Origin of the sequence: Psychrobacter sp. ER1, assembly GCF_048631835.1 — a bacterium.
Classification (GTDB): domain Bacteria; phylum Pseudomonadota; class Gammaproteobacteria; order Pseudomonadales; family Moraxellaceae; genus Psychrobacter.
Window position 1 is genome coordinate 2,086,442 of the sequence record NZ_CP184640.1, and the last position, 16,338, is coordinate 2,102,779.

Annotated in this window: 12 protein-coding genes and 3 pseudogenes; 7 read left to right on the forward strand and 8 right to left on the reverse strand. The window is 44.3% G+C overall.

What is annotated here, in order from left to right:
- The first annotated feature begins 325 nt into the window (after positions 1–325).
- From ACOBWA_RS09670 to ACOBWA_RS09690, 5 genes and pseudogenes are all read left to right on the forward strand, one after another.
- Positions 326–1,593 (forward strand): annotated as a pseudogene (locus tag ACOBWA_RS09670) (putative DNA modification/repair radical SAM protein).
- 88 nt (positions 1,594–1,681) lie between these two features.
- Positions 1,682–2,554, forward strand: coding sequence for a TIGR03915 family putative DNA repair protein (locus tag ACOBWA_RS09675; protein WP_201579581.1), 873 nt, complete (start codon positions 1,682–1,684; stop codon positions 2,552–2,554).
- A 150-nt stretch (positions 2,555–2,704) separates the two neighbouring features.
- Positions 2,705–3,956 (forward strand): annotated as a pseudogene (locus ACOBWA_RS09680) (glycosyltransferase).
- A 148-nt stretch (positions 3,957–4,104) separates the two neighbouring features.
- Complete coding sequence (locus ACOBWA_RS09685) at positions 4,105–4,293, forward strand: agmatine deiminase family protein (protein WP_240990680.1); 189 nt, start codon at positions 4,105–4,107, stop codon at positions 4,291–4,293.
- A gap of 120 nt (positions 4,294–4,413) precedes the next feature.
- Positions 4,414–5,786: pseudogene (locus ACOBWA_RS09690) on the forward strand (NAD-dependent succinate-semialdehyde dehydrogenase).
- A gap of 472 nt (positions 5,787–6,258) precedes the next feature.
- Here ACOBWA_RS09690 and ACOBWA_RS09695 read toward each other — a convergent pair.
- From ACOBWA_RS09695 to ACOBWA_RS09715, 5 genes are all read right to left on the reverse strand, one after another.
- Complete coding sequence (locus ACOBWA_RS09695) at positions 6,259–6,483, reverse strand: hypothetical protein (protein ID WP_102091157.1); 225 nt, start codon at positions 6,481–6,483, stop codon at positions 6,259–6,261.
- Between the two features lie 267 nt (positions 6,484–6,750).
- Complete coding sequence (locus ACOBWA_RS09700; RefSeq protein WP_420229226.1) at positions 6,751–8,193, reverse strand: APC family permease; 1,443 nt, start codon at positions 8,191–8,193, stop codon at positions 6,751–6,753.
- A gap of 60 nt (positions 8,194–8,253) precedes the next feature.
- Positions 8,254–8,430 (reverse strand): hypothetical protein, encoded by a 177-nt coding sequence (locus ACOBWA_RS09705; RefSeq protein ID WP_420229227.1) that lies wholly within the window; start codon positions 8,428–8,430, stop codon positions 8,254–8,256.
- 87 nt (positions 8,431–8,517) lie between these two features.
- Entirely contained in the window at positions 8,518–9,780 is a 1,263-nt protein-coding gene (gene gabT, locus ACOBWA_RS09710; protein WP_420229228.1) for a 4-aminobutyrate--2-oxoglutarate transaminase, read from the reverse strand.
- Between the two features lie 186 nt (positions 9,781–9,966).
- Positions 9,967–11,430 (reverse strand): NAD-dependent succinate-semialdehyde dehydrogenase, encoded by a 1,464-nt coding sequence (locus ACOBWA_RS09715; RefSeq protein WP_420229229.1) that lies wholly within the window; start codon positions 11,428–11,430, stop codon positions 9,967–9,969.
- Positions 11,431–11,651: 221 nt separating this feature from the next.
- On the opposite strand from ACOBWA_RS09715, the gene ACOBWA_RS09720 reads away from it, so the two are divergent.
- Positions 11,652–12,422, forward strand: a complete 771-nt coding sequence (locus ACOBWA_RS09720; RefSeq protein WP_420229230.1) for an IclR family transcriptional regulator — start codon at positions 11,652–11,654, stop codon at positions 12,420–12,422.
- A 52-nt stretch (positions 12,423–12,474) separates the two neighbouring features.
- Here ACOBWA_RS09720 and ACOBWA_RS09725 read toward each other — a convergent pair whose 3' ends face one another.
- Both ACOBWA_RS09725 and ACOBWA_RS09730 read right to left on the reverse strand, forming a co-directional pair.
- Positions 12,475–13,683: a CaiB/BaiF CoA transferase family protein gene (locus ACOBWA_RS09725; RefSeq protein WP_420230757.1), complete on the reverse strand. Its 1,209-nt coding sequence runs from the start codon at positions 13,681–13,683 to the stop codon at positions 12,475–12,477.
- 204 nt (positions 13,684–13,887) lie between these two features.
- Positions 13,888–15,072, reverse strand: a complete 1,185-nt coding sequence (locus tag ACOBWA_RS09730; RefSeq protein ID WP_420229231.1) for an acyl-CoA dehydrogenase — start codon at positions 15,070–15,072, stop codon at positions 13,888–13,890.
- 175 nt (positions 15,073–15,247) lie between these two features.
- Between ACOBWA_RS09730 and ACOBWA_RS09735 the strand changes: the two genes are divergently transcribed.
- On the forward strand, positions 15,248–16,075 hold the full coding sequence (locus ACOBWA_RS09735) for an IclR family transcriptional regulator (protein ID WP_420229232.1): 828 nt from the start codon (positions 15,248–15,250) through the stop codon (positions 16,073–16,075).
- 73 nt (positions 16,076–16,148) lie between these two features.
- Here ACOBWA_RS09735 and ACOBWA_RS09740 read toward each other — a convergent pair whose 3' ends face one another.
- Complete coding sequence (locus ACOBWA_RS09740; RefSeq protein ID WP_420229233.1) at positions 16,149–16,316, reverse strand: hypothetical protein; 168 nt, start codon at positions 16,314–16,316, stop codon at positions 16,149–16,151.
- Positions 16,317–16,338: the final 22 nt, after the last annotated feature.

A 16,338-nucleotide genomic window follows, 5' to 3' on the forward strand; every position in this document is an offset into this window, starting at 1 on the left:
TTTAACGGTTATCGGTATATGTAAAAGGTCTTGTGGACTAGCTATCTAGTCAGCAAGACCTTTTTTGGAAAAAAGCCAAGCACAGATATTCACGATACTAGTCATTCCTCTCCTACTACTCGGTATTGCAGGTATTGTTAGCGGATTGGTGGTTGGATTATTAGCTGAAAAAATCTTTATATAAACTCAAATCATATCCAAAAATTCAGATTTTCGTGACGACATCCGTTGTCGCATATCATTCTAACTTCACCTATAAATACAATGACTTAGCGATAATTTTGGTAAAATAGTCCTTCATCAATTAATTGGTAAAACGCGACTTATGGCAAACATCAATTATGAAAGATTACAGGGAAAACTCAATATCTTGGCCGATGCTGCCAAGTATGATGTCTCTTGCTCATCCTCCGCTGGTACTCGTAAAAACCAAGGCGGTGGATTAGGCGATGCATCAGCAACGGGTATCTGTCACAGCTATACCGAAGATGGTCGATGTGTCAGTCTGCTAAAGATTCTTTTGACCAATCACTGCATTTACGACTGTGCTTATTGCACCTCGCGCAAGAGCAATGACACGCCGCGTGCTGCGTTCAGTGTCGAAGAAGTCGTCGATTTAACCATGCAGTTTTACCGCCGTAACTACATTGAAGGGCTATTCCTCAGCTCTGGTATCTTCAAGAGTGGCGACTATACGATGGAGCGACTGGTCGAAGTCGCCAAACTCTTGCGTACGCGTGAGCGCTTCAATGGTTACATCCACCTAAAGACCATTCCAGGTGCGTCAAAAGAGTTGCTGCTAGAAGCAGGGTTATATGCGGATCGTTTGAGCGTCAATATCGAGATTCCGACCAAATCAGGGTTGGCTTTGCTTGCGCCAGAAAAATCTCATGATCAATTAAAAGCACCAATGGAGACGGTAAAAGAAGAAATTATCACCATTCGTGAAAGCCGGAAAACTCATAAAAAAGCGCCTAAGTTCACGCCAGCAGGTCAGACCAGCCAAATGATCGTTGGTGCGAGTAACGAGACTGACCTACAGGTAATTCAGCTATCGAGTCACTTCTACAAAACGTATGACCTCAAGCGGGTCTATTACTCAGGTTATGTACCTATGCTCTCTGATAATCGCTTGCCTGCGATTGGAACGCCTGTGCCGATGGTACGAGAGAATCGTCTGTATCAGGCAGATTGGTTAATGCGCTTTTATGGTTTTGGCGCGCATGAGATTGTGGAGCCGGAGTCACCATTCTTAGATTTAGACTGCGATCCAAAACTTGCTTGGGCGATACGCCATCGCGAGCATTTCCCAGTCAATATCCAGACAGCGACTTATGAGATGATTCTACGTATCCCAGGTATCGGTACAAAGACTGCTAAGAAAATCGTCAAAGCACGTAAGTTCAATCAATTGACGCTATACCATCTAAAAAAATGGGTGCTGCGGTCAACCGTGCTAAATACTTTATCGCGACCACTGGCAAAAACGAGCACCTTGCTCATTTAACGCGCGATAATTTTCGTCAGTATGTATTGGCTCAAACGCAGACCAAGTTTAACGATCAACGTACTGGGCAGTTGGCTTTATTTTAAAATGGCTCTAGATAGCATGTGTTAAAAAACCTGCTATCTCGCTATTGTATTTATAATAGTTATTTACGATAAACACTTAGGACAAACCATGTCAGCACTTGTGCAAAATGACTCTTACGCTGTCGGTCAATTGACGCCTAGCATTGTACTGTATGAGCCTAGCTTTGAAGGTTGGCTGAGTGCTGTGTTTTATGTCTATGCCAATCGTCTACAAAACGATATGTCACTAAAGCTAACCGCTCAAGATTGCTATGTACCATCACTCATCGCTCAGGCGACTAGCGTGGCAACTGATGAGGATAAAGCCGAGCGTGTGTTGGTCAAATTAAATACCTTATTGGGTCGCTCAGGCATGCGAAATATCTTGTGGGGATTTTTATCAGAGAAGGACGATATCGGTACGACATTGTTCCGCGTGGTCAAATACGCCATCGACTATCCCAATCGTCAAATCATGCAGGATTTGGGTAATTTGGACGTGCTTGAACTAGTGCAGACGGTCAAATCGGTTGGCCGTGAAAAACATCGTATGGAAGCATTTGTACGTTTTGAGCATACAACTGATGATATTTATTTTGCACGTGTAGATCCTGATTTTAATGTACTGCCACTCATCGGAGAGCACTTTCGGCAGCGTTATCAAGATCAGCACTGGGCAATCTATGATCTGACTCGGGGCTACGGTATCTATTATGATAAAAGTAATAGCACGCCATCACGTCCAGCAAAGCTGCAAACCATTACTGATCTCGATGATGCGGTACTACGCAATCCTGCCAGCATCCATAGTCCTGATGAGCAACGCTATCAAAAGTTCTGGCAAGGTTACTTTACTAACGTTAATATCAAAGAGCGCAAAAATCCTAAGCTGCATAAACAATATCTCCCGCAGCGCTACTGGAAATACTTGAGTGAAAAACAAGTACTGCCCAATGCTGAGCACTTACAAAAACGACGCTAACGGCTTTTGATGTTTATTAATCCATGGCTTACGCTTATATATTCTAAAAACTACCTATCTGACCTCATCTTTTTATCTTGATGGTTGAGTTTTAATCGCTTTTAACTGACAATAGCAAATTGATATTACTAACCGGTGACCAACGCTATTATGAAAGTTATGCGCTTACTGTCGTCTCTAAAGCATGATGAATCCGAGCGCGGTATTTTTCATCTTGGGCGAGCATTGGTCAAAAATGAGCATACCTCTATCATTGTCTCTAGTGCCGATGAAGACAATGACTTGGTTAGACGTCTCAAACGTGATGGCAATATTTACCATCAGCTACATGTGAATAAAAAGTCTTGGCTATCGCTATTGCAAGTCTCTGCCCTACGGCATTTGATAGAAAAGTACGAGCCCGATGTCATTCATGTGCATTCGCGTACCCCTGCATGGATATTGCATTTGGCATTGCGCCGTGCTCGCGTTAGACGTTTTCCCAAACTGGTCTCGACCATGTATGGGTTTTATCCTATTAATAAGTACTCTCAAGCCCTACTCAATGTTGATACGATAATCACCGTATCTGATAGCGTCACGCAATACTTAAAAAAGGACTGCGCATCGAAGACGTAGATCCCAAAGTCATCACGCGTATCTATCGCGGTGTCGATACTCGGCGCTACCCTTATCGTCATAATCCTTCGGTCTATTGGTTACGTCATACCTTTGCTGAGTACCCTGAGCTTGAGCACAAAAATGGCTCGTATTCCCAACCGTAATCGGTAACGAGTACGGGCAAGAGTGGCTGATAGATATTTTGGGTAACCTGCAAGAGCAGTTCCCCAATATTCACGTCATTATTATGGATGAAGACTATAAAGACGGCGATGTCGCTCATGAAGATTTTCGTCAACGTACCAATAGCTTGGGACTGGCGGAGCGCATTACCTATGTGGGTAGCAAGCGTAATGATATGCGAGAATGGCTATCGGCGGCCAATATTGTCATGGCACTTGCCAATGAGCCCGAGTCAATCGGTATCAATGCCCTACAAGCCATACATCTAGGTACGCCAGTCATTGGATGGGATCAAGCTGCCTTTAGCGAGATTTTACAACCGCTCTACCCGCAAGGATTGGTAAAAAAGTACAATGCCAATGCGCTTTGTAAAGCGGTTAGAAATCAGCTAGAGAGTGTGACGCGCCCTGAAATGACCAACAAATTCACCATGCGTGAAATGATTGAAAAGACGCTTGCAGTGTATCAAAGCTTACATGATGCGGCGCTTGCCGAAGAACAAGCAGAAGCAGATGCTATCGCAGTTCGACGCATCAAACGCAGTCTGAAAAAAGCGTCTAAACCCGCCCTGAATGTCGCTGTAAAAATGTCGAACCTGTTGCTAAAAATCCAAAAATAAAGCTAACTAAAGAAAAATCGAAGACAACGGATAATGTAGATACGACACAAAACACTGAAGGCAATCAACCACTGTAAACACTCTCCAATCTCATGACGCCAAACCTCGCCTAACGGGTGATGTTTGTATCGCCTCCTATGCCAACTTTTTGATTTGTAATGACGCGGTCATCGTACCGCAATATGATGATATAAATGATGCACTCGCCATCGAGCAGCTTGAAAAAATCTTTCCGCAGCATCAAGTAGTGGGAGTACGCACAAAAGAGATTGTCTATGGCGGCGGTAATATTCATTGTATTACCCAGCAACAACCTGTAACCAAAGCGTCACTCTAAAACACGCCGCTTGGTATAGAGTGAACCATAATAAATCGCACTTATTAGCAACTGAAAGTATAAGCATAAACCCAAAAATGGATTTTAAACCCAAAAACACGCTAAAAATAAGGAAAAAGTATGAGCGATTATCAAATCAACAATCCAGCCACTGGCGAACTAGAAGCCACTTACCCTACCGCCACTGAACAAGATATCCAACAAGTCATTGAGCAAGCAGATACCGCTTATCAAGACTGGCGTAAAGTGCCATTAAATGAGCGCAGTGCATTACTGCATAAAATCGCTGATATCTATCTTGAGCGTCAAGACGAGCTATCACGTATCGTTGCAAATGAGATGGGCAAACCTGTTGCCCAAGCAAAAGGCGAAATTGGTCTGGTGGCTGATATCTATCGCTACTATGCAGACAATGCTGAGCAGCTACTGGCAACCAGTACCATTGAAGTTGATTCAGGATCAGCATCGGTAGAAAAACACCCTGTAGGCGCGCTATTAGGTATCATGCCGTGGAACTATCCACATTACCAAGTAGCCCGTTTTGTCGCGCCAAACTTTATGGCGGGTAATACAATTATTCTAAAACACGCACCGCAGTGTCCAAACACCGCAGAAGTCATCGTCGATATCTTCAAAGATGCAGGCGTACCTGAAGGCGTTTATAACAATATCTTTGCAACCAATGATCAATCAGCGACCATTATCAATGACACACGCGTACAAGGTGTCTCGCTAACAGGTTCTGAACGCGCTGGACAAGCCGTGGCAAAAGAAGCTGGCGGCGCACTCAAAAAGTCGTTTTAGAATTGGGTGGTTCAGATGCCTTTATCGTCGCAGCCGATGCCGATATCGAACAAGCGATACAAGGCGCTATCTCTGGTCGTTTTGGTAATACTGGACAAGCCTGTAACGCAGCCAAGCGTTTGATCGTCATTGAATCAGTCTATGACAAATTCGTCGAAGGCTTTACCAATGCGGTCAGCAACATGACTTTGGCCGACCCGCTTAAAGAAGATACGTTTATTGGCCCAATGTCATCAAAAGCCGCTGCGGTCAACTTGCAAGCGCAGTTAGACAGTGCTATCCAAGCAGGTGCGACAGTATTAGTAGAAGGCGGCATGGACAAAGACAAGCCTGGTGCTTGGTTTAAGCCTGCGGTACTGACAGATGTAACTGAATCCATGGATGTATATCGTGAAGAGCTGTTTGGTCCTGTAGCAGTCGTCTATAAAGCAAATGATATCGACCATGCTATCAAGATTGCCAACGATGTGCCTTTCGGTCTTGGTGCCTCTATCCAAACGCAAGATGCTGCCCTAGCTGCTGACATTGCTGACAAATTGGAAGTGGGCATGGTCACTATCAACGCGCCGTCTGGTACCGAAGCCAATACCCCATTTGGCGGCGTTAAACGTTCAGGATTTGGTCGCGAGCTTGGTACGCTTGGTATCACTGAGTTCTTAAACTATAAGCTTATTCGTGATAAGTCTTAATCGTATAAGCACTTGATTGTATGCACTAAAAAGCCTAACGTTTGACGTTAGGCTTTTTTATGCAAAGATAGTTAAAGTAAGTCTACTTTTTATATGGATTTTCTTATTTTTAGTTGAGGATATCGAACATCAAAGTCTTGGTTAATCTCATTGATCATACTCATTTCACGAAATCTAGAGTTTAGACGTAGTTATTTTTCTATGCATGTTTAAGAGTATTATGATTGCACGTATTTCAGAACGTCAAAAAAGGCCTCATATCAAGTATTAGGTCTTTTCGTTGGGATATTTTTATTCATTATTTTTACGTTAAATTGTCTCTACATAGTTAGATGATGCGATGTCGAGTACACTGCCAAAAACTAGAAAAATGTCGTTCTGTTTATTGAGCAGGGTATCGGCTAGTAGAAGTACCTCTATCAATCGTTTGACACTGGAATCTCGCAGCTTTCTCAATGAAATACTAATACTATTATTTTTCTAAAGCAAAAAAGGCGTCATTGACTAAGTGGTCTTCTTCATTAAAACGAACATATATCCCTTCACTATCTTTTGTTGCATACCAATATTCTTCATTTGCGCCAATATTTATTTGGAAAAACTTATTGCTTATAATATTACCGACAGTGTAGACCGAGCCTTCTACAAAAAAATCGTTGCCACAGATACATTTTAGTTTATCTCCACTTCTGATCATATAGCTAACCTTTATGACAACGATAATAGTAAACAAGAGTGAGCTATTTTACTTTTTTATTGTTAAATGTCAATATGCGAATATTATGCTAGTTGATTATTTAACAAAAATAATTAAGACTCTCATCTAATCAAGAAAGGATAGAAAACGACTTTAAGTAAATTATTACTGTCCTAAATGTGTAAACTCATTTTTGAACAGAACAAAAACAACAAAAAAGCCTAACGTTTGACGTTAGGCTTTTTATGAAAGGTAATTAAAGTAAGTCTACTTTTTATATGGATTTTCTTTTAACCACTGCTGGTTAGCCGTTTTTAGCTCGCGCAGTTCATGATCCATAATGTCTTTACTCTTACCAGGATTCTTCATCGTAGCATAACCGTACAATACCCCACCAAGTACGATCCAGCCAAGGAAAATCCACCACTCAATAGCGACAAGTGCTGATGGCATACCTGGTAGATATAGTGCCAACATACCAAGACTGAGGATAATAGTGATAATACCAACCAATTTACCTGCTGGTACTCTAAACGGACGTACCATATCAGGCTCACGGTAACGCAGCACTAAGAATGAAAGAGCCACACAAGTATAAGCAATAACGATACCGAACCCGCCAGCATCTACAATCCATACCAGCATTTTGCGACCAAATAATGGCGCAAGTGTCGCGAGACCACCGATCAATAAAATCGCATTGACGGGCGTATTATATTTCGGATGCAGCTTGCACAAAAACTGTGGCAACATGTGCGTTTTGCCCATAGCATATAGCAGACGACTACCACCGATAAGAAACGCATTCCAGCTTGATAAAATACCCAGTACACCGCCGATAACGAGCAAGGTACCAGCCCATTTACCATTCCAAGCATTGGTCATCGCATCAGCAGTAGCCAATGTTGAGTCTTGTGCTTGTAATAGCGGTAAAGTCTTGCCCACACTCCAGGCGACTGCTACATACCACAGTACAGCGATAATAATAGAGACGATCAAAAACTTACCGATGTTCGGACGAGATAGATTGATTTCTTCTGCCGCTTGGGGAATGACATCGAAGCCAACGAACAAGAACGGTACCATTACCATCACCGTCATGATGCCACCCATACCGCCAATAAAGTTAGGCGCTTGTACGGTATTAGAAGTTTCAGGACTGAACAGTAACGCCCCTACGAACAGTAATATACCTACTAGAAAAATACCAACGACTGCCAACTTTTGAAACCAAGCACTGACTTCCATACCGCGTATGTTCAGCCATGTGACAATCACTGAACCGAGCATCCCGACGCCTACCCAAGTGGCGTAAACATCCCAGCCAGCAACATTCCAAAGATACCCTTGGCTATAATTGGGAATAATGTATTCGACGACGGTGGGCAGCGCCACAGCCTCGAACGCAACGACTGAGAAGTAACCGAACAAAATACTCCATGAGCAAATAAAGGAGATATTGACTCCTAACGCTCGATGGGTATAAGTATGCTCACCGCCAGTAATTGGCATGGATGCCGCAAGTTCAGCATACGTCACACCAATCAATACGACTACTAGACCGCCTATCAAAAAGGCGCTAATTGCGCCCCATATACCTGCCGAGATGATCCAACTACCTGCCAGTACAACCCAGCCCCAACCGACCATTGCACCGAATGCCAGTGCAATGATATCGAACACCCCTAGCGACTTTTTTAATTCAGACATAACCTACTCCTTGTCTGTGTTTCATCCGTGTGAGCCTGTTACAGCTACACTATTTTTGTTTCATGGGATCATACCCATCATGTTTGTTGTGTCTGTCGCGTCGCCGAAAATTTTGTATTTGCCGTCGGTATAGTATTCAAACAGCAAATACAAAAACGGCGTCTTGACTTGCAAGGCGCCGTTAAAAAACTCACTCAAAACGAGTGTTATAAGGGCAACCTTGCCGTTATCTTTCATACAATCTTTTAACCAATATTGGTACTTGAACTAGCTGTACTTGATTAAAAGCGATCCATCGCTAAAGTAAATGACACTTAGTATTGCTTATGCCGTTAGAATACCTTTGATGATATCAAGGCCTTCTTGTAGCACTTCATCTTCAACCGTCAATGGCACCATCACACGAATGGCATTGCCATACATACCACAAGACGCTAGTAGCAAGCCTTGCTCAAATGATTTTGCTTTTAGATTGGCTGCGGCGGCGGCATCAGGCTTGCCTTCGCTATCAATCAATTCAAACGCTAGCATAGCGCCCTTATGACGGATATGACCGATACTGCTTAGGTTCAAGCCTTTTAAGAATGAAGCAATGGTATTGCCAATCTCGATACTACGCTCAAGTAAGTTCTCTTCTTCGATCACTTCCATAACTGCAAGTGCGGCCACACAAGCCAGTGGGTTACCAGAATAAGTACCACCCAAACCACCGACTTGCGGCGCATCCATAATGTCAGCACGCCCAATGACCGCAGAGATAGGATAACCACCAGCCAAACTCTTCGCGGCAGTCATTAGATCAGGCTCAACCCCTAGCTGTTCACCTGCAAACAAGGTACCGGTTCTCGCAAAACCACACTGTACTTCATCAAAAATAAGCACGATGCCATGCTCATCACAGATCTCGCGTAGTGCTTTGGCAAATGACGGCGTTACCTGATGGAAACCACCCTCGCCTTGGACTGGCTCAATGATCATTGCAGCCACTTCACTAGGATCGATGTCTGCTTGGAAGATCATGTCAAGGCTATGTAACGCTTGCGCTTCTGTTACGTTCAACTCTTCTGCAGGGAACAACGCATGGAACACAGGTCCTGGCATCGGGCCAAAGTTCTTTTTGTATGGCAATACTTTGCCTGTCAGGCTCATACACATCATGGTACGACCATGCCAGCCACCAACAAAAGAAATCACGCCTGGACGACGGGTTTTAGCACGAGCAATCTTGATGCAGTTTTCAACGGCTTCTGCGCCAGTGGTCAAAAAGAATGCTTTGGTATCGCCGCTGATAGGCGCTTTTTCGCATAGCTTTTCAGCCAAGTCCACATAGCATTCGTAGTTAATCATTTGCGCCGCAGTGTGTGTAAATTTGTCTAGCTGCTCATGGACCCGTTGGGTGATTTTTGGATGGCTATGACCCGTGTTCAATACTGAGATACCACCGACAAAGTCGATATAGCGCTTGCCTTCGATGTCCCAGATTTCTGAGTTCTTTGCTTTTTCTGCAAAGATAGGAAAGGCAACCCCAAGTCCTGTTGGTAAAACAGCTTTGCGGCGCTCAAGTAATGATTGATTGGTAGTCGTCATGGGAATGTCCTTTTCTTTGTTCGTAACATAAGTGCCATCTAGAGATTGGCGGTTTATTTAATGTCTGTCTTTGTACTCATTAGATATCAAATGGTGCTTGTTTGACCCAACACACCACAGATATCTAAAAACTTGCGCTAGTTAATGCTTTGCTAACCATTAAGCCAACTAATTACATTATGGCTATTAGGTAATGTCAGAGCACCAGTATTTAGTCGTGATATAGTCTTCGATACCGTATTTTGAACCTTCACGGCCAAATCCAGACTGCTTCACACCGCCAAATGGGGCAACTTCTGTAGAAATTAAACCCGTGTTGTGACCGATGATGCCGTACTCAAGACCTTCGGTAACGCGCCATGAACGTGCATAGTCACTACTATAGAAGTAAGCGGCCAAGCCATAGATGGTATCGTTAGCAGCACGAATAACTTCTGCTTCGTCTTTGAAAGTAAAGATGGTTGCAATTGGTCCAAAGATTTCTTCAGAAGCGATGTCCATATCGCTACTAATATCTGTGATAACCGTTGGATTATAAGTCAGTTCTGAAGCGTCATTGACACTACCACCAGTGACCAGTTTTGCGCCTTTATCTAGCGCGTCTTTTAGCAAGGCTTGTACTTTATCCAACGCTTTTTTGTTGATAAGAGGGCCGATATCTACGCCTTCTTCTAAGCCGTTACCCACTTTTAATTCAGCGACTTTTTTGACAAAGACATCTAAGAATTTATCTTTGATGCTGTCTTGAACGTATACTCGGTTGGCGCAAACACAGGTCTGACCAGCATTACGATATTTAGAAGCGATTAAACCGGCAGCGGCTTTTTCTAGATCGGCATCATCAAAGACGATAAATGGCGCATTGCCACCCAATTCTAACGATAGCTTTTTGATAGTCGGCGCGCATTGTGCCATCAGCGTACGGCCTACTTCTGTAGAGCCTGTGAATGACAGCTTATGAATGCGTGCATCACCCGTTAGGATGTCGCCGATGACAGAAGACTTACCGGTTACGATCTGAATGACGCCAGCTGGAATGCCCGCTTGCTCTGCCAACACACCTAGTGCCAATGCAGAGTAAGGTGTCTCGGTGGCTGGTTTGACGATAATCGTACAGCCCGCTGCTAGTGCAGGAGCAACTTTGCGCGTGATCATCGCAGCTGGGAAGTTCCAAGGCGTGATAGCGGCACAAACACCGACTGGCTGCTTAAGTACAACATGACGTAGATGTGTGCTATTAGCAGGAATCACATCACCATAGACGCGTTTGCCTTCTTCGGCAAACCAACGGATAAAGCTGTTGGCATAACCTACTTCACCACGTGACTCAGTCAGCGGTTTACCTTGCTCAGCGGTCATAATGATGGCCAAATCTTCTTTATTGGCATCGATTAGATCAGCCCACTTTTGCAATAACTCTGCACGCTCTTTGGCTGTTTTTGCTGCCCAGTCTGCTTGGACATCATGAGCGTAAGCAACGGCTTCGTTAACATCTTCTGTGGTGAGACTTGGTACAGTACCAATGAGCTCACCATTAAAAGGATTGTTGACATCAAGCACAGCTTCATCACTAGCAGCATGCCAGCCGTCTTTAATGAAGCAAGATTGTTTGAGTAAATCTGGATTTGATAACTGCAGCGCGTGTGACATGTTGACGCTCCTTGTCATATAGGGTGTGTTTATAAGAATGGATACATTGGTAAGTCGTAAATAATTATTGATAATTCATTATTTGTTCAATATACTGAACATGTATTCTATATACGAGACGTCATTATAAGAATGATATGACGCGATTTGCAACCCTTATTCTCATTATTTTAAAAATTATCTTGTATTTTCTGATTTTCTTTTATTTTTATAGGTTACTTATGAGCTCGACTGCCGTGCCTGCGCTAGACAAAACATTTCAGATTTTGGACTTGATTACTGATAGTTCACAGCCTCTGACCGCGGCTCATATCGCCAAGGAACTGGGGCTACCTCGTAGCTCTACTCACAACATATTGCAAAGTCTATTAAACAAACATGTCATTTATAAAGACCCTGAAAGTCGCTTTTATTTAGGTTCATATTTAATGTATTGGGCTGGGAAATATGAGCAACAACAAGGCGTAGTCCAGTTGTTTAAAGATTTGATTGTGCAGTATCCGGTACTTCTTCAGCACACAGTTACCTTGTCAAAACTTGATTTGGGCGAAGTGGTATTTTTGGCTTGTCATGAATCACCTGCGCCGCTTGGCTTTACCTTTCGTGCAGGCGTTCGCGTACCTGCCGTATTTTCAGCGACAGGCAAAGCCATGCTATCGACGTTGTCGCTGGACAGTATCAAATCATTGTATAAAGATACTTTTCCGACGCCGATGACCCAACATGGGGTCAAGAATTTTACCGATTTATCCGCTGAGCTTGCAGCGATACAAGAAAGCCGAGTGTCTCTCGATGATGGACAGTTGCGCGATGGGATGTACTGCTTGGGCACTTATATTCGTAACGCATCAGGCAATGCAGTTGCTGGTATGGCAGTAAGTTTTTTACAAGGAGAGTATGAGTCTAAACGGGCTGAGGTCAGTGCAGTATTGATTGAATTGGCGGAGCAAATTGAGCAGCATTTAGGCTTTAATCCTAACGCTGAAAGGTAGCGTTAGGATTAAATATCGGTGCAGGTCTAAAAAATATAATCCAAAAACTCTGTTAAACAATCCCATCGGCTTTTAGCTTAGCAATCATCTCACTGTCATAGCCCAAACCAGCCAGCGTACTGTCAGTATGCTCACTCAACTGCGGTGGCGGCGTACGATAGCTGACTGGTGATGCAGACAATTTGATAGGGTTACCAAGTGCGCGTACTGGACTGCCTTGCTCGGTGAAATTAACAATCATCTCACGGGCTTGTGCTTGCGGCATGGCCAAAGCTTCGGCCACGTTATGAATCGCACCGCATGGAATGCCTGCTTGATCTAAAACCTCTAGCCAATAGGTACGTGACTGCTTGGCAAAATGCTTAGTCAGCTCACCGCACAACAATTCTCGATTGGCAACGCGTTGTGGATTGGTCGTAAAACGCTCGTCGGTATGCCAATCAACTGCAAGCACATCACACAGTTTGGCAAACTGACTGTCATTACCACAGGCTAAAATAAAATGCTGCTCGCCCTCACCCGCAAACACTTGATACGGCACGATATTAGGATGCTGATTGCCTAGTCTTGGCGGTATCTTATCGGATGCCAAATGATTCATACCGACATTAGCCAGCATGGCGAGCGCGCTATCAAGTAATGCCACATCGACGTGTTGCCCAAGTCCAGTATTTTGACGCGCCAGCAGTGCCGCTTGAATACCAATCGTCAACTGTAAACCTGCAAACAAATCGACGACTGCCACGCCAACTTTGTGCGGTTCGCCATCACTAGGGCCTGTGATGCTCATCAGCCCTGATAATCCTTGGATAATATAATCATAGCCGGGGCGTTTGGCATCGGGACCTGTCTGCCCAAAACCTGTCAATGACGCATAAATCAGCCGCGGATTGGACTGTTTTAGACTGTCATAATCCAAGCCGTATTTTTTCAGACCACCGACTTTGAAGTTTTCGACCAAAATATCACTGTCAGCGATTAGCTGTTTAATAATGGTTTTCCCTATTGGCGTAGTGATATCTACCGTCAGTGATTTTTTATTGCGGTTAATCGTAGCGTAATAAGCGGAGGTGTCATCGCTGAATGTTGGCGGTGCCCAATGACGCGTTTCATCACCGATATGTGGACGCTCAACCTTGATAACTTCGGCACCCAGATCAGCAAGTACTTGGGTACAAGAAGGCCCTGCCAACACTCTTGATAAATCAAGCACTTTGATACCATGCAATGCGCCCTTTGGCATATTAGCCATATCAATCATATCTGTCATGAGCTTCCCTTACTCTGTCGCGTATTTTGCGACTTTTAATCATAAAATTGTTATTCATGATTTAGCTATTTAACCGTTGAATCATGAATAACAACTGAAAAACGTACGCTACTGTTAATGCTCTTTTGATAAAAAGCTAAGCAGTAACGTACGCCATAAAATACAGTTGTACCAAAAACTATTAGCTAAAAACGTTTAAAAGAACGCTTGAATGCCTGTCTGTGCACGGCCTAGGATAAGCGCATGAATATCATGTGTACCCTCGTAAGTATTGACGGCTTCCAAGTTCATCACGTGACGGATAATATGGAACTCATCAGAGATACCGTTACCGCCATGCATGTCACGAGCGATGCGAGCGATATCAAGCGCCTTGCCGCAGTTATTACGCTTAATAAGTGAGATCATTTCAGGCGCTGCGTTGTCTTCATCCATTAAACGACCCACGCGTAGCGCCGCTTGTAGACCTAAGGTGATTTCTGTCTGCATATTGGCAAGCTTTAGCTGTACCAACTGCGTTGCCGCTAGCGGACGACCAAACTGCTTACGATCGAGCGTGTACTGACGAGCCGCTTTCCAGCAGAATTCAGCCGCTCCCATCGAACCCCAAGCGATACCATAACGGGCTTTGTTCAAGCAGCCAAAGGGCCCTTTTAGACCACGGATATCTGGGAAAGCATTGGCTTCAGGAACGAACACTTTGTCCATGACAATCTCACCCGTGACTGATGCACGTAATGAGAACTTGCCCTCGATTTTCGGCGCAGATAAGCCTTTCATACCTTTGTCTAAAATAAAACCGCGAATCTCGCCAGCATCGTCTTTTGCCCACACGACGAATACGTCAGCGATAGGACTGTTGGTGATCCACATTTTATTGCCAGTCAGCTCATAACCGCCATCCACAGCGCGCGCACGAGTCGACATTGATGAAGGATCAGATCCTGAATCTGGCTCAGTCAGACCGAAGCAGCCTACATACTCACCTGTGGCAAGCTTAGGCAAATAACGCTCTCTTTGCTCTTCTGTGCCATACGCCCAAATAGGATGCATCACTAGGCTTGATTGTACACTCATCGCTGAACGGTAGCCCGAATCAACGGCTTCCACTTCCTTGGCAATCAGACCATAGGCGACACTTGATAAGCCAGCACAGCCATAACCTTCAATCGTGACACCAAGCAGACCCATTTCACCCATTTGACGCATGATATTACGGTCAAAATTCTCATTGCGATTGGCCTCAATAATGCCAGGCATCAGCTCTTTTTGAAAAAACTGACGCGCGCTGTCGGTGACCATGCGCTCTTCTTCAGTGAGCTGGTCACGTAGTAAAAAAGGATCTTCCCAATCAAAGCGTGGGCTAGTAGATGTTGCCATGTGGATCTCCTTGGTATCAGTCATCCTGACTGACGAATAGTGATTGATACATCATTTGGTCTAACAAGTCATTGACTTCATTATTCCGCTGTGCGAAACTTAGTTTCATAATTTAAAACCATTTAACCAAACTTTCGCTGCGCTGTAAACCTTTATCAAAAAAGATGAGTATAAAATGACGAAACCTTTATCAACAGCTACTCCACTACTCGAACGCATGCATGCAACAATGAGTCAAAACAAGGAAGATAACGACCGACAGTTTGTAACTGCGTTGGGGAGAGGACTGATCATACTGGCGGCTTTTGAGCACCATGAGCGGCTCACCCATCAACAGCTATGTCAGATGACCGAACTACCGAAAGCAACTATTACTCGCCTTATCCATACCTTAACCACGCTTGGGTTTTTACGTGTCACTGAGCACGGACAGTATCAATTGGGCAGTAGTGCTGTCCGATTAAGTGCGACCGCGTGGAGTCGCCACGATATGGTTACAGCGGCTGAGCCTTTACTGCGACAATTTGCTAGTGAGAACGAAGTATCAGTGAATTTGGCGACCGAAGTCGAAGGAGAAATGCGCTATCACGCCTGCTGCCGTAGCCCTGCACGCCTATCGGTCAACTTACAGGTTGGTTCAGCAGTTCCAGTGGCACGTACGGCGATTGGACGCGCTTTTTATGCGGCAAGCTCGCAAGCGAGACAGGCTGTCATCATTAGTAATCTACAAGAGCATTTGTCTGTTGAAGAATTCAACCATGCGCAAACTGCCCTAGCCAGCGCGGCAGAGCATTATGAAAAATACGGCTATACCGTGTCTGATGGGGAGTTTTCTACTGACATATTGGCAGTTGCGGTCGGGGTATATGATGTCGCCACTGGGCAATACGCGTATTCGCTGAATGCCAGTGTGCCAAGTGCCAACTGGGAAGCGGATGACTATGCGGCGATGATAGTGCCAAAATTGCAGGCGTTGGCGGAGCGGATTGGTGGTGGGGTTTAAAACAGTAATATGGTGAAGATATAAGCCTTCTAGCCAGTCATAATTTTTCTATTGATATAAACTAAAGAGCTGGTTAATTGGCTGGCTCTTTAGCGTCTAATACCCACACGGCATCGTGTCCAACAAAATACGTATGATGGTCCGCCACTTCTATGTTATAGACATAGTCTTCATAAGGATTGGGGCAGACATCGTTATAGCGTCGCATCTGCTCATGGATACTTTCTTCTGTTAATCCCATTGAATCGCCATACTTTTTGATA